General features: G+C 60.2%; 18 protein-coding genes. 6 read left to right on the top strand and 12 right to left on the bottom strand.

The features are described 5' to 3' along the window. Positions 1-229: 229 nt before the first annotated feature. The 3 genes from ASG55_RS13130 to ASG55_RS13120 all read right to left on the bottom strand — a co-directional run bounded on the left by ASG55_RS13130 (position 230) and on the right by ASG55_RS13120 (position 5,436). Positions 230-2,695, bottom strand: coding sequence for a leucine-rich repeat domain-containing protein (locus ASG55_RS13130; RefSeq protein ID WP_056787245.1), 2,466 nt, complete (start codon positions 2,693-2,695; stop codon positions 230-232). 121 nt (positions 2,696-2,816) lie between these two features. Next, entirely contained in the window at positions 2,817-4,808 is a 1,992-nt protein-coding gene (locus ASG55_RS13125; protein WP_236708180.1) for a leucine-rich repeat domain-containing protein, read from the bottom strand. A 187-nt stretch (positions 4,809-4,995) separates the two neighbouring features. Continuing rightward, positions 4,996-5,436 carry a hypothetical protein gene (locus tag ASG55_RS13120; RefSeq protein WP_056787242.1) on the bottom strand — a complete coding sequence of 147 codons (441 nt, stop codon included), beginning with the start codon at positions 5,434-5,436 and terminating at the stop codon, positions 4,996-4,998. On the opposite strand from ASG55_RS13120, the gene ASG55_RS13115 reads away from it, so the two are divergent. Beyond that, positions 5,435-5,890, top strand: a complete 456-nt coding sequence (locus ASG55_RS13115; protein WP_016772113.1) for a tRNA (cytidine(34)-2'-O)-methyltransferase — start codon at positions 5,435-5,437, stop codon at positions 5,888-5,890. The genes ASG55_RS13120 and ASG55_RS13115 overlap by 2 nt on opposite strands. 121 nt (positions 5,891-6,011) lie before the next feature. Here ASG55_RS13115 and secB read toward each other — a convergent pair whose 3' ends face one another. Genes secB through ASG55_RS13100 form a run of 3 tightly spaced genes read right to left on the bottom strand, consistent with a single transcriptional unit; the run spans position 6,012 to position 7,224 of the window. Further along, positions 6,012-6,497 carry a protein-export chaperone SecB gene (gene secB, locus ASG55_RS13110; RefSeq protein WP_016772114.1) on the bottom strand — a complete coding sequence of 162 codons (486 nt, stop codon included), beginning with the start codon at positions 6,495-6,497 and terminating at the stop codon, positions 6,012-6,014. A 57-nt stretch (positions 6,498-6,554) separates the two neighbouring features. Further along, complete coding sequence (gene grxC / locus ASG55_RS13105; protein WP_016772115.1) at positions 6,555-6,809, bottom strand: glutaredoxin 3; 255 nt, start codon at positions 6,807-6,809, stop codon at positions 6,555-6,557. 1 nt (position 6,810) lies between these two features. Continuing rightward, on the bottom strand, positions 6,811-7,224 hold the full coding sequence (locus ASG55_RS13100) for a rhodanese-like domain-containing protein (protein ID WP_016772116.1): 414 nt from the start codon (positions 7,222-7,224) through the stop codon (positions 6,811-6,813). A 153-nt stretch (positions 7,225-7,377) separates the two neighbouring features. On the opposite strand from ASG55_RS13100, the gene gpmI reads away from it, so the two are divergent. The 5 genes from gpmI to ASG55_RS13075 all read left to right on the top strand — a co-directional run bounded on the left by gpmI (position 7,378) and on the right by ASG55_RS13075 (position 14,067). Continuing rightward, positions 7,378-8,907 carry a 2,3-bisphosphoglycerate-independent phosphoglycerate mutase gene (gpmI, locus tag ASG55_RS13095; protein ID WP_056787240.1) on the top strand — a complete coding sequence of 510 codons (1,530 nt, stop codon included), beginning with the start codon at positions 7,378-7,380 and terminating at the stop codon, positions 8,905-8,907. Between the two features lie 254 nt (positions 8,908-9,161). Next, complete coding sequence (locus tag ASG55_RS13090) at positions 9,162-10,448, top strand: murein hydrolase activator EnvC family protein (protein ID WP_056787238.1); 1,287 nt, start codon at positions 9,162-9,164, stop codon at positions 10,446-10,448. Positions 10,449-10,479: 31 nt separating this feature from the next. Beyond that, a complete protein-coding gene (locus ASG55_RS13085; protein ID WP_039756590.1) occupies positions 10,480-11,799 on the top strand; it encodes a S41 family peptidase in 1,320 nt (439 codons plus the stop codon). 2 nt (positions 11,800-11,801) lie between these two features. Continuing rightward, complete coding sequence (locus tag ASG55_RS13080; protein WP_056787236.1) at positions 11,802-12,578, top strand: divergent polysaccharide deacetylase family protein; 777 nt, start codon at positions 11,802-11,804, stop codon at positions 12,576-12,578. A 115-nt stretch (positions 12,579-12,693) separates the two neighbouring features. Continuing rightward, complete coding sequence (locus ASG55_RS13075) at positions 12,694-14,067, top strand: Vps62-related protein (RefSeq protein ID WP_082530295.1); 1,374 nt, start codon at positions 12,694-12,696, stop codon at positions 14,065-14,067. Here the strand turns inward: ASG55_RS13075 and ASG55_RS13070 are convergent. From ASG55_RS13070 to hisB, 6 genes are all read right to left on the bottom strand, one after another. Beyond that, complete coding sequence (locus ASG55_RS13070) at positions 14,048-14,803, bottom strand: substrate-binding periplasmic protein (protein ID WP_056787234.1); 756 nt, start codon at positions 14,801-14,803, stop codon at positions 14,048-14,050. The genes ASG55_RS13075 and ASG55_RS13070 overlap by 20 nt on opposite strands. Positions 14,804-14,876: 73 nt before the next feature. After that, positions 14,877-15,647 (bottom strand): imidazole glycerol phosphate synthase subunit HisF, encoded by a 771-nt coding sequence (gene hisF / locus ASG55_RS13065; RefSeq protein ID WP_007897430.1) that lies wholly within the window; start codon positions 15,645-15,647, stop codon positions 14,877-14,879. 9 nt (positions 15,648-15,656) lie between these two features. Beyond that, on the bottom strand, positions 15,657-16,394 hold the full coding sequence (hisA, locus tag ASG55_RS13060) for a 1-(5-phosphoribosyl)-5-[(5-phosphoribosylamino)methylideneamino]imidazole-4-carboxamide isomerase (RefSeq protein WP_056787231.1): 738 nt from the start codon (positions 16,392-16,394) through the stop codon (positions 15,657-15,659). 42 nt (positions 16,395-16,436) lie between these two features. Beyond that, on the bottom strand, positions 16,437-16,697 hold the full coding sequence (locus ASG55_RS13055) for a DUF2164 domain-containing protein (protein ID WP_056787227.1): 261 nt from the start codon (positions 16,695-16,697) through the stop codon (positions 16,437-16,439). Continuing rightward, a complete protein-coding gene (gene hisH / locus ASG55_RS13050) occupies positions 16,698-17,336 on the bottom strand; it encodes an imidazole glycerol phosphate synthase subunit HisH (protein ID WP_056787225.1) in 639 nt (212 codons plus the stop codon). Continuing rightward, the gene (gene hisB / locus ASG55_RS13045) at positions 17,336-17,929 is read right to left on the bottom strand and encodes an imidazoleglycerol-phosphate dehydratase HisB (RefSeq protein ID WP_016772125.1); all 594 of its coding nucleotides are present in this window, start codon (positions 17,927-17,929) and stop codon (positions 17,336-17,338) included. Before hisB ends, hisH begins: the two co-directional genes overlap by 1 nt. Positions 17,930-18,078: the final 149 nt, after the last annotated feature.

Below are 18,078 nucleotides of genomic sequence, written 5' to 3'. Positions count from 1 at the left end.
AGTCGCCCCGCCATTCATGCTCAGGCGGGGGGGGCGGCATCCTGCCGGTTAGCTGGGAAGACCAACGATAGCCTGCGTTAACGTTGACGCGCAGCGGAAAAACAGACGGCTCCGGTGGGAAATGACGCTAGCAAATGTGGGAATGGCAGGGCAGGCCGAACGTCATCAGCCTGCGCTTTTGTGCAGGGGTGATGATGCCGGCATCGTGCCGCCTGCGGTTTGCACCCCCCTATGCAAGCCGCGGCCGCTTGGGCAAATGATGCGGGGGCTGGTGCTGCCAGGTTGAGTCGAACTTCGTCATTTCCTCTTCGAGCCTTTCCAGCATTTTTCCGGGACTGGACTCCGTTATCGCGATGTCCCGCAAAGCGTCTTGCTCACCAAGACTCGCCTTTTGGAAATGTTCCAGAAACGCCCAGACCCGACGCTGCAGAAGCGGCCGCTCAACCTGAAACTCAGGCGTGCGGACCAGCTCTCTGATTTTGCCCATCATGGCAACATTCGTCTGATCGATTAACGAGTCCCAGAGGGAAATCCGGGCGGCGCGTTGCGCCTGTGGAACATTGTGCATCCAGTGGTCTATGACCAGATGGCTCGAAGCTCGTCCCAACCAGATGTCCGTTCCTGTTTGCCGACGTGCAGCAATCAATCGCCGAAAGTAGACAGGATCGGAAATCAACGTGCCGGTAAGGTTGAAACCCTCCCTGAGTTCAACAGCTTCGGGGATTGATTCGATCCGGGTATAACTCAGATCCAGACGTGCTCGGGGAACCTCGGAGTTCACGCCGTCCGGGAAAGTTTTTATCGCGGTATGGCTCAGGTCAACGTCCAGCAACGCCGACATTGCGCTGAGCGACGGCACCGCGGCGAGTGGGGTGCTGGATAAATTCAAGACCTGGAGTTGCGAAGGACCGCTCTGCATGCCAAGCCCGGGTGGCGGCGCGGATATGCGGGTATGGGACAGATCCAATACTCGCAATTCGGACATCAGGGTCACATCAGGCGGATGTCGCAGTTCGGGATTGTGGTACAGATCAAGCACCTGCAACCGTGACGCCACGGCCACCTCATCCAATCCGAAAGGCAGACGGAGCAAGCCACAGGAACGTGCGCGCAATACCCGTAACCCGGTCATCCCTCGCACTGAAAGATCGGGCCAGATACCACAATTGATCAGGCTCAACTCTTCCAGCCCGGTCAATGTGGCGAAGTGGTCGAGGCCTGTCGACGACAGCAACAGACTGCTTTCACGAATTTCCAGGACTCTCAACTGTGGGAGCTTGTCGAGTTGGGCAAGCAAGTTCTGGCCGTCGATTCTGCGTGTTTGCAAGGTGTCCATGCGCGGGAACATCGACAACAGATCTCCCAGATTCTTAGAGGTGCGTCCCTCCAGGCCAAGAGACACAACAGATCCGAGTCGAGTCGAAAAAACCGGAAGGGCGAAATTCCCCCGCGCGCCCAAATCCAGTTTCAACCTGAAGCCGATCAGCCGGCCATCCCGGTAGACTTTTTCCGAACTGTCGCCCTGCCACTTGAACAATCGACGCACGCTGGCACCTATTGCCAGTCGCCGAATGCGCTCGGCACTGCTGTCACCCCTGTAGGCAGTCTCCCACGCAGTGACCTCACGGTTGAGTTGAGGAAACTCAAGCTGTAGCCGTTTTAGCTCCACCTCAGCCGCACCTGCCTCAGCAAATCGGGCAATGAAATCATCGGCATGCTGATCGGTGGAGTCGGCGAAATAGCGTTTTACCTGCGCCCGCGTGGTCGCGTCTGCAACCGCCGCTTGCCCCCGTGAAGGGCCGGAGTCAGTGAGCCAGGGGCGATGAAAGTTGAACGGATTGGCACCTGCAGCCTCATTGCGCTGCATGCCCCCGCGTAAACCAGGAAGGATGGAAACCCAGGTATTGCGCTCGTTCCGGGTAATGGCCAGCGTCTCACCGCCGAGGCTGGCGCGATAAATGTTTGCGCTGTCGGTGGCGCCGGGATGACTGGGATCAACCAGACGCCAGACCTTGTATTCCGGGCGAGACGCAGCAAGATCCTGCAAAACCTGATACGCCTGTTGATCAATGACCACGTAGAGCTTGCCAGCGTGACGTACCACGCCGTCGCTGCCGGGGGCGACGCCGCTGAGATCCAGCCCGCTGCGAAATCCCTGCAAACCCGCAGCGGTCAGAGGATCGGTGCGTGCGTTGAAGTCGTTGTGCGGATGCCAGAGGCCGCTGCGGCTATCCCGCAACATCCATGGACCGGTGGGCAGCAACTCGCTGGGGAGTCGAGCGCGATAAAATCCGCTGTCCGGATCCACCCCTACCAGAACGATGCCGCCGCCAGACACATCCACATACTGACGTTTTTTGTACAGCCTGAAGCCGTCACCGTCAGCTGCCGGCAGTCCGGCCGGTGATCGCATTGCGTAACTGTCCAGCGACCTGGCGATGACGGGAGGACTTGGATTGGTGTGCGGCGCAGGGCGAACCTCGACCATCGGCGTCGGCAAGGTCCTGTCCGCGCCGACAACATCGCCCGGCAAGCTGCCCCGCAGCTTCGGATCATCGCCACGAACCCAGGGGGCGGTGCCATTGAGATCGGGAGTGCGCACCAGTGCGAAATCCTTGTCCAGACGTCGGGTCATGGCCGGGTGAACATCCGTGTCCACGCGGGTGCTGCCACTGCGGGGTGGTTTTACTGGCATGTTTTCATCCTTGAAAGTCGTCCCTGGCATTTATCCCAGAGACGATGGGGGGGGGTGGCATTGCTGTTACAGACGGGTCGAGGTCTGCCGCTTTTGCATCGGCACTGCGTACTCCTGCGAGTTACTCGAACCTGGGCCGCTTGGGCAAAGGGTGCAGCGGCTGACTCTGTCGCCCTCCGTCATAGTTGCGGATTTCATTCTCCAGCCTGTCCAGCATTCTCCCGGGACTCGTTTCCGTATAAAGAATGGCGTCGAGCCTGGCCCGCTCGTTGACTTCGGCGCTGTCATACATTTCCAGAAACCACCACACGCGCCGCTGCAGAAGCGGGCGCTCCACGTGAAACTCGGGCGTTCGACTCAGTCGACGAAGAATGCCGGTCACTGCCAGTGGCATTGCGGCGTTATGCCTGTCCCACAGCGCTTGTTTTTCCGCTATCTGTTCCTGTGGCACATTGCGTAGCCAGAGATCGGCAGTTACATCGCTGCTTTCCTGCCCAAGCCAGATATCGGTGCCTGTCTCTACACGTGCTCGTATCAACCGCCGTAAAGAGGCCGGGTCCATTATCGGATTGCCGATGAGATTGAAGCCCGCTCTGAGCTCCACGGATTCGGGGATCGACCTGATGTGATTGTCCGCAAGATTCAGTTCTCTTGCGGGAATCCTGTCGGTAATGCCCTCGGGAAATCTTTGCAATCGTGTATTGGAAAGATCCAGCTCCTGCAGTGCGGTCATGTGTTCGAGTGAGGGGCTGGTCGAAAGCGGATTGCCCCCCAGTTTTAACACTTCCAGCTTCGACGCCACGTCGATGGCCTCAAGTCCGGAAGGCAGCAGGTGTATTCCGGTGCGGCTCAGATCCAGCACCCGCAGTTCAGTCATCCCTCTGATATCAGCTGCCACTTGCAAAAAGGTGACTTGCTCCTGACGCCGCATCTGCATGTCCAGGCTGTTCACCGGGACCTCGAAGGTGTTGCAAAGCCATAGCTCGTTTAGCCTGGCAAGGCCTCGTACGGAAAAGTCAGACGTTAGTTCACAGTCCTGCAGGTGCAGCCTTTGCAAACGCGGGAATCTTTTCAATTGCTCGGCAAAGCGCGAATCCAGCCTGAATTTCGAATAAGCCCGTTCGATCACGTTCCAGCCTTGAAACCGCCCTTCCACTTCGATTGCCTGACTGGTAATGGTCAGACTTTCAAGATTGGGAAACTGTGCGCAAAACACGTCCGGGTCCAGCCGGCCACGGCCTCTTAAAGTCAGAGAAACCACTGAGCTGAATTTCAAGGAAAGCGGTTTTTGAACTGGCCATATCGTCAGATCGATTTCCAGCTTGAAGCCCACATGCCGCCCGTCACGGTAGACGCGCTGTTCGGGCTGGCCTTGCCATCTATACAGCTGGCGAAACGTCGCCCATATATTCCGCGCCTCATGTAACTCCTTGTCCGATGAAATGCGACCTCGACTGATCGGCAGGTCAAAACGCGTCGAGTCCAATTGCGCCAGCCCAAGCTGGATATGCTTGAGCTCAAGCTCTGCCCCGTCCTTGTCATCGAACCGGGCGATGAAGGCGTCCGCGTCCTCGTCGGTCGTGTCGGGCAGGTACTTGCGGATCTGCTCCCGGGTGGTGGGCTCCGCGACTTCACGCGCATACCAAAGTCCGCTGTCCACATCGCGCAGCATCACCGGGCCGGATGGGAGCAACTCGCTTGGCCGCCGGGCTCGATACAGACCCGTCGCAGGATCCACTGCGACAGGCACCAGGTCGCCGTTGACCAGGTCTGCGTAGGTTCGCCGACTGATCACCCGCAAACCCTCACTGTTGACCTGTGGAAGTATCGCTCGGGCGTTGGTGACGTAATTGTCCAGCGAAGGCTGGGTGGTGGGAGGGCGAATACCTTCTGCGAGTGCGCGCACCACAACGGCCGCGGCAGGAGGTATGGCACCCAGGGTCGCATCACTGGATGATTCGGCGCGCGGCAGCAAATGGTGCTGAGCAAAATTCACATCGACGCCTGTGCGACCCGGGTGGCCGTGGAGCGAAATGTCGGCGTCCGCAGCCCGATGCGGGCTGCCCGGAACGTCCACGTGGGTACCGCCACCGCGAGGGGGTTTTACTGGCATGTTTTCATCCTTGAAAAAGACGCCCCATGCAGTCAAGCAAGGGGACGACGGGTTTCGGCATCCTGCCGTTTGAAGGGGCAAACGATAGCGTGGACGAGCATCGGACGGAGATGGGAAAGGGAGACGGCCGCAGTGGGAAACGACCTCAAACAGTGTCGGAGCGCGCCCCAGTGATGAGGACTTGCCCCTAGGGCTCGCTCAAGCGGATCTCCAGCCGCCAACGATCATCGACCTCGCTGCCAACCCAGTCGCCCTGCAACGGGCGCGCTGCCAGCACCGTCAGCAATAACCCTCCATCGCTTTTGCGCGTGCGCCAGTTGACGTCCTTGCCGTTGAGCCTGAGCTGGCCCTTCTGCGGTCGACCTTCGGCCTGAAACAGCAGCGCGACGGTGCCATCGATAATCTCGCCGTGCAGTTTCGGCTCGTTGTTGAACCACACCACCAGGCCGCCATCGGTGACCTCGACACGCTCCAGCACGCTTGGATCGGGCGTGGTCAGACGGCCGATCATCAAGCCGATCATCAAGCCGACAATCGCCAGCGAGCCGATGACTCGCGGGAATAGTTTCGAACGGTTGTCCACAGGCGGCGTAGAATGCCGCTCATCTTTACCTTCGGAGCCGTGCATGTTTCACGTCATCCTTTTTCAACCAGAAATTCCGCCGAACACCGGCAACGTTATCAGGCTGTGCGCCAACAGTGGCTGCCACCTGCATTTGATCGAACCACTGGGTTTCGAGATGGACGACAAGCGCCTGCGCCGTGCCGGTCTCGACTACCACGAATATGCCACGTTGCAGCGTCACGCTGACCTGGCCAGCTGTCTGGAAAGTCTGGGTAACCCGCGCGTGTTCGCTTTCACCACCAAGGGCTCGCGGCCGTTCCATGATGCCGCGTTCGTGCCCGGCGATGCGTTTCTGTTCGGCCCGGAAAGCCGTGGCCTGCCAGCGGACGTGCTCGACGCCCTGCCCGCCGAACAGCGCCTGCGCCTGCCGATGCGCGAAGGCTGCCGCAGCCTGAACCTGTCCAACACCGTGGCGGTCGCCGTATACGAAGCGTGGCGGCAGAACGACTTCAAGTAACGCCGCAAGCAAATGTGGGAGCGAGCCTGCTCGCGATTACGGAGTGTCAGTCAACATTGATGTGTCTGACAGACCGCTTTCGCGAGCAGGCTCGCTCCCACATGGGTATTACTGAACCGTCTTACTGAACGGTCGGGGTCTCGCCGCTTTCCTGCATGCGCTGCAGCTCTTGCGCGTACAGGGCGTCGAAGTTCACCGGGGCCAGCATCAGCGCCGGGAACGAACCGCGGGTGACCAGGCTGTCCAGGGTTTCGCGGGCGTACGGGAACAGGATGTTCGGGCAGAATGCACCGAGGGTGTGGCTCATCGAAGCCGCGTCCAGATTCTTGATCAGGAAGATACCGGCCTGTTGCACTTCAGCGATGAAGGCCACTTCTTCGCCGTTTTTCACGGTAACGGAAAGGGTCAGCACCACTTCGTAGAAATCGCCTTCCAGCGCTTTCTGGCGGGTGTTCAGATCCAGACCGACCGCCGGATCCCACTGCTGGCGGAAGATCGCCGGGCTTTTCGGGGCTTCGAAGGACAGGTCGCGTACGTAGATGCGCTGCAAGGAGAATTGCGGTGCGGTTTCTTCTTCGCTGGCTGCAGTGTTCTGTTGGTCAGTCATCTCAGATCCTTATCGATCTTGGGTCTTTTAGGGAGTGCTGTACGTGGGTGCAGCCGTTCAGCCCTTGAGCAGCGCGTCGAGTTTGCCGGCGCGCTCCAGGGCGTATAAATCATCGCAACCGCCGATGTGCTTTGCGCCGATCCAGATCTGCGGCACGGACGTGCGCCCGGCCTTTTTGGTCATTTCGGCACGCAGCTGCGGCTTGCCATCGACCTTGATCTCTTCGAAGGCCACGCCTTTGCTGGCGAGCAGATGCTTGGCGCGCGAGCAGTAAGGGCAGTAATCGCTGGAATAGACGATGACTTCGCTCATGTCATTTCACCAGCGGCAGGTTGTCGCCTTTCCAGCTGGAAATCCCGCCGGACAGCTTGGCGGCGGTGAAGCCGGACTTCATCAGTTCGCGGGCGTGGGTGCCGGCGGTCTGACCGAGGGCGTCGACCAGAATGATGGTCTTGGCCTTGTGTTTTTCCAGCTCGCCGACGCGGGCAGCCAGTTTGTCTTGCGGGATGTTCACCGCGCCGACGATGTGGCCAGCGGCATAATCCTTGGCCGGACGGATGTCCACCACCACGCCTGCGTCTTTATTGACCAGTGCGGTCAGTTCGCCGGTGCTCAGGCTCTTGCCGCCGCCCTGCATCGTATGCGCCAGCAACAGAGCCAGAAGTACGACGAAGATACCGACAAGAATGTAGTGGTTAGTGGCAAATTCAATCAGGTGAGCAACCATCGAAGGAGGTTCCAGGGCGTTAAAATGTCGGCCAGTATACACAGCCACTATGGTCGGCCAAACCCCGTCCGGCGGTGACGCGGTCGGAACTTCGCTTTAAACTCCAACTCCGTTTTCCATCGCCCTCTTCTTTATCAGCCACGAGTGGATTCCATGACGACTACGCCCAAACCTTTGGTCCTGATGATTCTCGACGGCTTCGGTCACAGCGACAGCCCCGAATCCAATGCCGTGTTCGCGGCGAAGAAACCTGTGCTGGATCGTCTGTGGGCCACCGTGCCGAACGGCTTGATCTCGGGCAGCGGCATGGACGTCGGTCTGCCGGACGGCCAGATGGGCAACTCCGAAGTCGGCCACATGAACCTCGGCGCAGGGCGCGTGGTGTATCAGGACTTCACCCGTGTGACCAAAGCGATCCGCGACGGCGAATTCTTCGACAATCCGACCATCTGCGCCGCTGTGGATAAAGCCGTGGCCGCCGGCAAAGCCGTGCACTTCATGGGCCTGCTGTCCGATGGCGGCGTGCACAGCCATCAGGATCACCTGATCGCCATGGCCGAGCTGGCCTTCAAGCGCGGCGCCGAAAAAATCTATCTGCACGCCTTCCTCGATGGCCGCGACACGCCGCCGAAAAGCGCTGCCTCGTCGATCGAACTGCTCGACGCGACGTTCCAGGCATTGGGCAAAGGCCGGATCGCCAGCATCATCGGCCGCTATTTCGCCATGGACCGTGACAACCGTTGGGATCGCGTCGCCCAGGCCTACAACCTGATCGTCGACGGCAACGGCGAATTCAACGCCGCCACCGCTCAGGAAGGTCTCGAAGCCGCCTACGCCCGTGGCGAAAGCGACGAATTCGTCAAAGCCACTTCCATCGGTGAGCCGGTGAAAGTTGAAGACGGCGACGCCGTGGTGTTCATGAACTTCCGTGCCGACCGCGCCCGCGAGCTGACCCGGGTGTTCGTCGAAGACGATTTCAAGGAATTCGCGCGCGCCCGTCAGCCGAAACTGGCCGGTTTCGTCATGCTTACCCAGTACGCCGCAAGTATTCCGGCACCGTCGGCCTTCGCCGCCGGCAGCCTGGAAAACGTTCTTGGTGATTACCTGGCAAAAAACGGCAAGACCCAGCTGCGCATCGCTGAAACCGAGAAGTACGCTCACGTGACCTTCTTCTTCTCCGGCGGTCGTGAAGAACCGTTCCCGGGCGAAGAGCGCATCCTGATCCCGTCGCCGAAAGTCGCCACCTACGACTTGCAGCCGGAAATGAGCGCGCCGGAAGTCACCGACCGTATCGTCGACGCCATCGAAAACCAGCGCTACGACGTGATCGTGGTCAACTACGCCAACGGCGACATGGTCGGCCACAGCGGTGTGTTCGATGCAGCGGTCAAGGCGGTCGAGTGCCTCGACACCTGCGTCGGTCGCATCGTTGAAGCGCTGGAAAAAGTCGGCGGCGAAGCTTTGATCACTGCCGACCACGGCAACGTCGAAAAAATGGCCGATGAAGAAACCCACCAGGCGCACACCGCGCACACCACCGAGCCGGTGCCGTTCATCTACGTCGGCAAACGCGACCTGAAAGTGCGCGAAGGCGGCGTGCTGGCGGACGTAGCGCCGACCATGCTGATGCTGCTGGGTCTGGAAAAACCGGCGGAGATGACCGGTACCTCGATTCTGGTCTGAGCCGAATCCGGAAAACACCGCAAAAACCCTGTGGGAGCTGGCTTGCCAGCGATAGCAAGCTGACAGCCAGCATTTATGTTGAATGTGCAGCCGCCATCGCTGGCAAGCCAGCTCCCACAGTGGTTTGTGCTGGTTTCGAAGATTATTTTCAGCTGTATCTCCAGCCAGTTATCACACAGCCCCAATTGGGCGTTTTTTTTGCAGCCTCGGGCGGGCATACTAGGCCGTCCCTTACCCTGGTGCCGCCCGCCCCTATGCTTCGCGTCCTGATCGCCCTTGCTCTGACCTGTCTGCTCCAGCCGGCCTTCGCCGACGAGCGCGCGCAAACCCAACAGCAGTTGGACGCCACGCGTCAGGATATCGCCGAGCTGAAAAAACTCTTGGGCAAGCTGCAGGAAGAAAAGTCCGGCGTGCAGAAAGAGCTCAAGGGCACTGAAACCGAGATGGGCAAGCTGCAGAAGCAGGTCGACGCGCTGCAGAAAGAACTGCAGAAGAGCGAATCCGAGCTGCAGAGGCTCGATGCAGAGAAAAAAAAACTCCAGAGCGCGCGCACTGAACAGCAGCGACTGATCGCCATTCAGGCCCGAGCGGCGTACCAGAACGGCCGCCAGGAATACCTCAAGCTGCTGCTCAACCAGCAGAATCCCGAGAAATTCGCCCGCACCCTCACCTATTACGACTACCTGAGCCAGGCACGCCTGGAGCAGTTGAAGAACTTCAACGAAACCCTGCGCCAACTGGCCAATGTCGAAAAAGACATCGGTCTGCAGCAAGCGCAGTTGCTGGTGCAGAAAAGCGACCTCGACACGCAGCGCGAAGCACTCGAGAAAGTCCGCAAGGAGCGCCAGCAGGTTCTCGCCAGACTCAATGACGACGTCAAGGCCCGCGATCAGAAACTCGCCGCCCGCGAGCAGGATCAGGCAGACCTGTCTAAAGTCCTTAAAACCATTGAAGAAACCCTGGCCCGACAGGCTCGTGAGGCAGAAGAGGCGCGGCAGAAAGCGCTGATCGCCCAGCAGGAAGCGGAAAAAAAGCGTTTGCGTGAGGCGCAGGCTGAAAACAGCGACGCCCCACGAAAACCCGCCAGATCAAGCCCCGGCGCGCTGGTATCGAGCAGCGGCGAAACGTTTGGCGGGCCTTTTGCTGCAACGCGGGGAAAACTTCCGTGGCCGGTTGATGGTCGATTACTCGCACGCTTCGGTGAAAGCCGTGGCGACGACGCCCGCACCAAGTGGGATGGCGTGATGATCAGCGCCTCCGCCGGCAGTCAGGTGCATGCCGTACATGGCGGGCGCGTGGTGTTCGCCGATTGGCTGCGCGGTGCCGGTTTGCTGGTGATTCTTGATCACGGCAACGGTTTTCTGAGTCTTTACGGCCACAACCAGACGCTGCTCAAGTCGGCGGGTGATGTGGTCAAGGCGGGCGAGTCGATTTCCACTGTCGGTAACAGTGGCGGTCAGGACACGCCAGCGCTGTATTTCGCAATTCGTCAGCAGGGTCACCCGAGTGATCCGGCGCAATGGTGCCGTGCGCAAGGATAAGCGCACCACCTAATTCAGGAGTTCGTTCGACATGCTGCATTTGTCCCGCCTTACCTCGCTGGCCCTGACGATCGCCCTGGTGATCGGCGCGCCTCTGGCGTTCGCCGCGCAACCGGCCCCGACCGTCGCTCCGGCAGGCACTGCCGCGACCGCCAAGGCGCCGTTGCCACTGGAAGAGCTGCGCACCTTCGCCGAGGTCATGGACCGGATCAAAGCCGCGTACGTCGAGCCTGTGGACGACAAGACCCTGCTGGAAAACGCGATCAAGGGCATGCTCAGCAACCTTGATCCGCACTCGGCGTACCTTGGCCCTGAAGATTTCACCGAGCTGCAGGAAAGCACCAGCGGTGAGTTCGGCGGCCTGGGCATCGAAGTCGGCGCCGAAGACGGCTTCATCAAGGTTGTCTCGCCGATTGATGACACGCCAGCGTCGAAGGCGGGCATCCAGGCGGGTGACTTCATCGTCAAGATCAACGGCCAGCCAACCCGTGGCCAGACCATGACCGAAGCCGTCGACAAGATGCGCGGCAAGATCGGCCAGAAAATCACCCTGACCCTGGTTCGCGATGGCGGCACGCCGTTCGACGTGACACTGGCCCGTGCAGTGATTCAGGTCAAGAGCGTCAAGGCGCAGCTGCTGGAATCGGGCTACGGCTACATCCGCATCACCCAGTTCCAGGTCAAGACCGGCGAAGAAGTCTCCAAGGCTCTGGCCAAACTGCGCAAGGACAACGGCAAGAAGCTCAACGGCATCATCCTCGACCTGCGCAACAACCCGGGCGGCGTGCTGCAATCGGCGGTTGAAGTGGTCGACCATTTCATCACCAAGGGCCTGATCGTCTACACCAAGGGCCGCATTGCCAACTCCGAGTTGCGCTTCTCCGCCACCGGCAAGGACGAGAGCGAAGCGGTACCGATGGTCGTGCTGATCAACGGTGGCAGTGCCTCGGCTTCGGAGATCGTCGCCGGCGCCCTGCAGGACCAGAAACGTGCCGTGGTCATGGGCACCACCAGTTTCGGCAAGGGCTCGGTGCAGACCGTGCTGCCGCTGAACAACGACCGCGCGCTGAAGATCACCACCGCGCTGTATTTCACGCCGAACGGCCGCTCGATCCAGGCTCAGGGCATCGTGCCGGACATCGAAGTGCGCCGCGCGAAGATCACCAACGAAGCCGACAGCGAGTACTTCAAGGAAGCTGATCTGCAAGGTCACCTGGGCAACGGCAACGGCGGCGCCGACAAACCGAGCGGTTCCGGCGGCAAGGCGAAAGCGATGCCGCAGGATGACGATTACCAGTTGGCCCAGGCCCTGAGCCTGCTCAAAGGCCTGAGCATCACGTCCGGCCGCTGAGGATGTTGCTGCGTTCCCTCTGCGTTCTGTTGTGCTGTCTGGCGGGTCTTGCCCAAGCAGAGCCCGCCAGTTCCTCGCCGCACAAGGCCTACCTGACACTGATCATCGATGACCTGGGGCAGAACCTGCCCCGGGATCGTCGCGTGCTCGCCCTGCCCGGCCCGGTCACGGCGGCGATCATGCCCGATACCCCCCACGCCACCGAATTTGCCCGCGAAGCCCATCGCGCCGGCAAGATCGTCATCCTGCACATGCCCATGGACCCGGCCACCGGGCCGTACGCCTGGCACCCCGAACTGCCCATTGAAGAGCTGCAGAAACGCCTGAATGCCGCGTTTGAAAAAGTCCCGTTCACTGCCGGCATCAACAATCACATGGGCAGCCGCATGACCGCGCAGCCTGTGGCGATGGCGTGGTTGATGGGCGAATTGCAGCGTCGGCACAAGTTCTTCGTCGACAGCCGCACCAGCGCTCAAACGGTCGCTGCGCAGCAGGCGCAGAAGATCGACCTGGCCAGCGTTTCCCGTGATGTGTTTCTTGATGATGAGCGCACCGAAGCGGCCATTACCACTCAGTTGCAGACCGCGATCGCCCTGGCGCACAAACAGGGTTCAGCGGTGATGATCGGCCATCCGTATCCGCAGACCCTGGCGGTGCTCGAGCGCGAATTACCCAAGCTCAAAGCGCAGGGCATCGACTGGATCGATATCAGGCAGATGATCAGCGTGCGCAGCAACCGCGCCATGGCTGGCCATGGCAAGGATGGCGTTTACCGGTAACACCCGGTCACGTTGCAATACATAGTTACCACCGAACGCCCCTCCCCCTTCCGGATAGTGAGACCTGCAACAGGTCGCGGCTCCTTTGAGTCGCTTGCAACTATCAGGAGTGCCCATGACAAACAACGCCCCGATTATCCCGCCCGTTGGGCGGACTGAACCGATCCGCATCGATAACCTGCTGATCAATTTCACAACAGAATTTCTGCGCATCTGGGATACCAACGGTTTGTCGGCCAGACCCGCGTCGTTCTGGCGCCCGACCCCGGCTCCCGACGCGCTGCCCGGTTATTTCCCCTTGGGCGACTTCGTCACCAGAGGCGTTGGCAACATCAACGGTGAACGCGTGGTCGCGGTTGTTTGTGAGGCAGACATTGCCAGCACTGACCCCACCAAAGGCAGGGCACTGCGACGTCCCGATGATTACGAGCTGGTCTGGAAGGACTCCGGATCAGGCTCGAAAAGAGATCTGTCGATCTGGCGACCGCTAGCTCCCGCAGGCTACGTAGCGCTGGGGTCGGTGTGCTCGAACGATCATGAAAAACCGTCGCTCAACGCGGTGCGGTGCGTTCGCGAAGACTTGGTGATCGCGTCGAATACCACCGATCTGATCTGGGACGACAAGGGCAGCAAGGCCCGACAGCGCCTCAGCACCTGGAGCGCCGTTCCTCCAGCCGCTTTGCCGGGCGAAGTCTATTTGGCATCGGGCAGTTTTTTCAGCTTGAGTGACTACACCCGACCGGCCAGTTTCCCGGTCTACTGCTTGCGCTTGCAGATCGGCCTGCAGATGTCTACACGCCCATCGCCACCGGTGCTCTGCGGCGAGACGCCAACACCTGTAGAGCCAACGGACGATGCGACTTACACCGCCAGCCTCCCCTGGTTCACGGTCAACGATCCGCGTTACACCGCCGCTGAGCAATGGCGTCACTCGCCCTTCTATCTGCTTGAACGCAAGGATCGCTACATCCTCGTCGGTCACGCACGCAACAGTGGCAACGACAGCCAGATATTCAGGTGGAATGCGCAGCGCGCCCAGCGTACTGGCGGCTTGCGTACTTTCACCCAGACCACATCCATCGAATTCGGCGCCCAATGGCAAACCCGACAGCACGGCGCGCTGATGTTTTCCGCACGGCTGGGCCACGATTTCACCCAATGCGAACTGCATTCGAATGAATGGCTCAATACAGCGACCATCGAAGTGGTTGCGGTGGTGGACAAAAACCGCTCAGTGGCCGCCTACCTGGCCCAGAGCGAATACAGACTGGTGCGCGCGGACGGCACGGCAGTGACGGAGGGTTTCATCTACACCGATGGAAATAGCCTGCACATCAGCCAGTACGCACCCACCGAGCCTGAAATCATCGTCGCAACTGAGCCGGAGGCGGTCGAAGATCAGACTGTGCTTGCGCCTGCGACCGAGGGTGAAATCAGCGCCTCCCTGCCAGAGCCCGACGAGTCAGCCGTTACAGATAGCGCGCCATGACTTCATCGACCACGCCTTCCTTGCGCAACTGATCCAGCGCGGTCTGTAGCTTGTTGACCACCTCATCGGAGACGTCCTTGTTCAGCGCCAGGTACAACTCGGCGCTGTTGAAGCGCAGCACGGTCTTCAGGCCGGTCACGCCATCCTGCCGCGCCAGATAACGGCCGGCAGGATCACCCGTGGCCCACAGATCGATCTGGCCATTGAGCAGTTTTTTTGCGTTGTCCTGATCGCGCAGCACCACCACCGGTTTGAGGCCTTGCTTGGTGAGTGTCTCGGCAATCGCATCGCCCTTGTAGGCGCCGATCTTGTATTTGCGCGCATCATTGAGGGTTTCGAGGGTGATCTTGCTGTCAGCCTTGGCCAGCAGGATCCAGTCGTCCGGGCCGATTGGGCCGACCCATTTGAACAGTCTTTCGCGATCGGGCAGGCGCGCCATGACGAAGGCCCCGTAGCCGGGATTCTCCAGGGCGAGTTTGTAGACACGCTCCCAGGGGAAACGCAGGGTCAGGCTGTAAGTGAGGCCGGCGCGCTGGAACATCTCGCGAACGATGTCCGTGGCAATGCCGTTGATGTTGTCGCCCTGGGCAAAATTCTTGCCGTTCTTCGCCATGTTGTACGGCGGGAAGTTCTCGGTGAGCAGCACCAGATCGGTGTCGGGACTGGTTTCGGCCCGGGCATTGCTGATGAACAACAACGAGGCGCTGGCGAGAACAACAAGCAGGCGTTTGATCATGTCGGGCTACCGGAATCCATGGCGTGCCCAAGAGTGCCTTGGGCGCGCCATGCTGTCCACTGGCCTGTACGCTTTAGCGCATGACGATACCGCGATGGGCCATGTAGGCCTTGGCTTCCTGCACGGTGTATTCGCCGAAGTGGAAAATACTCGCCGCCAGCACCGCACTGGCATGACCTTCGAGAATGCCATCGGCCAGATGCTGCAGATTGCCGACACCACCGGAAGCGATCACCGGAATGCCCAGCGCGTCGCTGATGGCGCGGGTCACGCCGAGGTCGAAACCGTTTTTCATGCCGTCCTGATCCATGCTGGTCAGGAGGATCTCGCCGGCACCGAGGCCTTCCATTTTCTTCGCCCACTCGACTGCGTCGAGACCGGTCGGCTTGCGCCCGCCGTGGGTGAATATTTCCCAGCGCGGGGTTTCGCCGGGACCGGAAACTTTCTTGGCGTCGATGGCAACGACGATGCACTGCGAGCCGAAATGCTGCGCGGCCTCGCCGACGAACTCGGGGTTGAACACGGCGGCGGTGTTGATCGACACCTTGTCCGCGCCGGCATTGAGCAGATTGCGGATGTCCTGCACGGTACGCACACCACCGCCGACGGTCAGCGGGATGAATACCTGGCTGGCCATGCGCTCGACGGTATGCAGCGTGGTGTCACGGCCATCGACGCTGGCGGTGATGTCGAGAAAGGTAATCTCGTCGGCGCCCTGCTCGTCGTAGCGACGGGCAATTTCCACCGGGTCACCGGCGTCGCGGATGTTCTCGAACTTCACGCCTTTGACGACCCGGCCGTTGTCCACGTCCAGGCAAGGGATGATGCGTTTGGCTAACGCCATGGTCAGTCCTCAGCCTTGGTACGAATCGCAGAAAGCTTGCGCTTCGGCGACATCGAGAGTGCCCTCATAGATCGCCCGGCCGGTAATCGCGCCGATGATGCCCGGTGCCTTGGCGTCGAGCAGCGACTTGATGTCACCCAGGTTATGGATGCCGCCGGAAGCGATCACCGGAATCCTGGTGGCAGCGGCCAGCGCAGCGGTGAACGGTACGTTGCAGCCCTGCATCATGCCGTCTTTGGCGATGTCGGTATAAACGATCGAGGATACGCCGTCGGCTTCGAACTGCTTGGCCAGGTCGATGACCTGTACGGTGCTGATTTCCGCCCAACCGTCGGTGGCAACGAAACCGTCTTTGGCATCCAGACCCACGATGATCTTGCCTGGGAAGGCACGGCAGGCTTCAGCGACGAACGCGGGATCCTTAACGGCTTTGGTGCCGATGATCACGTAGCTCACGCCTGCCTTGACGTAATGCTCGATGGTTTCCAGCGAACGAATGCCGCCACCGATCTGGATCGGCAGGGTCGGGTAACGCTTGGCGATTGCGGTAACCACTTCGCCGTTGACCGGCTGGCCTTCGAACGCGCCGTTCAGGTCGACCAGATGCAGACGGCGGCAACCGCCCTCCACCCACTTGGCAGCCATGCTCACCGGGTCATCGGAGAACACCGTGGAATCTTCCATGCGGCCCTGGCGCAGACGTACGCAGGCACCGTCTTTGAGATCGATAGCGGGAATAATCAGCATCTGGCAAACCTTAAAATTGGAATGTTCAGCTTGGCTCGGGAATCAGTTTTTCTCGAGCGCCCACAGGTCGCTTTCGATGCTTTCAAACCGTTCCTTGAGGTGGGTCTGCACATCGAAAATCGCCCTGTTGTAATAGTGCGGAGCAATCTCGCGGGTAAACAGCTCAAGAATTTCCGCCGCTTCGAACGAACCCAGGTCCAGTTCGAAACGGTCTTCCATGAACCGCTGGATCTTGCGATTGGCCTCGCTCTCCTGCTCGGGAGTGAGGGTCAGGATCGGCGGTCTGGATTTCTTGACAGCCATTTACCAGCGACCGTCCCACGCAGCGAAGTTCTGCAGCAGTTGCAAGCCGTGGGTATGGCTTTTCTCCGGGTGGAACTGCACGGCGAAACGCGAACCGTCGGCCAGCGCTGCGGCGAAATCGACACCGTAATGGCCGCTGCCTACAACCTGACGCGCATTGGCGGCGGCGATGTAGTAGCTGTGCACGAAATAGAAACGCGCCAGGTCGGGGATGTCGTGCCACAGCGGGTGACTGATCTTCTGCTTTACCTCGTTCCAGCCCATGTGCGGGACTTTGAGGTGCTCGCCGTCTTCGTGCAGATCCTTGCCGAAGAATTTCACCGCGCCCGGAAACAGGCCGATGCAGTCGACGCCGGCGTTCTCTTCGCTGGTATCGAGCAAGGCTTGCATGCCGACGCAGATGCCGAGGAACGGCCGATCCTGGCTGACCTCACGGACCAGCGAGTCGAAGCCGAGGCGACGGATCTCCGCCATGCAATCGCGAATCGCGCCAACGCCCGGGAATACTACACGGTCGGCTTCTCGAATCACGTTCGCGTCGCTGGTAATCAGCACCTTGCCGGCGCCGACGTGCTCGAGCGCTTTGGCCACCGAGTGCAGATTGCCCATGCCGTAGTCGATAACTGCAACCGTCTGCATTACAGAACGCCTTTGGTCGACGGCATTTGCCCGGCCATGCGCTCGTCCAGCTCGACGGCCATGCGCAGCGCGCGGCCGAAAGCCTTGAACACGGTTTCGATCTGGTGGTGAGTGTTGGTGCCGCGCAGGTTATCGATGTGCACGCTGACCAGCGCGTGGTTGACGAAGCCCTGGAAAAACTCCTGGAACAGGTCAACGTCAAAACCACCGACGGTGGCGCGGGTGTACGGCACGTGCATCTGCAGGCCCGGGCGACCGGAGAAATCGATCACCACGCGCGACAGCGCTTCATCGAGCGGCACGTAGGCATGGCCGTAGCGACGGATGCCTTTCTTGTCGCCGATGGCTTTGGCGAACGCCTGGCCGAGGGTGATACCGACGTCTTCCACCGTATGGTGGTCGTCGATATGCAGATCGCCCTTGCATTCGATATCCAGGTCGATCAACCCGTGACGGGCGATCTGATCCAGCATGTGCTCAAGAAAAGGTACACCGATATCGAATCGGGCCTTTCCGGTGCCATCAAGGTTGATCGAGGCTTTGATCTGGGTTTCCAGAGTGTCGCGCTCGACAGACGCCTTACGTTCGGCCATCACCAGCTCCGCAAAATCATTGGGCGAAAAAGGCAGCCATTATAGGCACGCAGGAGGCAAACAGAAACACGAGAGGTGAGATGCCTGACGGATAGAACGCCCGGCTGTCGCGGGTAGACATGTCCATACAAGCCATTACAGGCATGCCA

It is taken from the genome of Pseudomonas sp. Leaf434 (assembly GCF_001425545.1).
GTDB classification, from domain to species: Bacteria; Pseudomonadota; Gammaproteobacteria; order Pseudomonadales; family Pseudomonadaceae; genus Aquipseudomonas; species Aquipseudomonas siliginis.
Note: the sequence above shows the minus strand (reverse complement) of the source record. Positions and strands in the feature narration are given on the sequence as shown.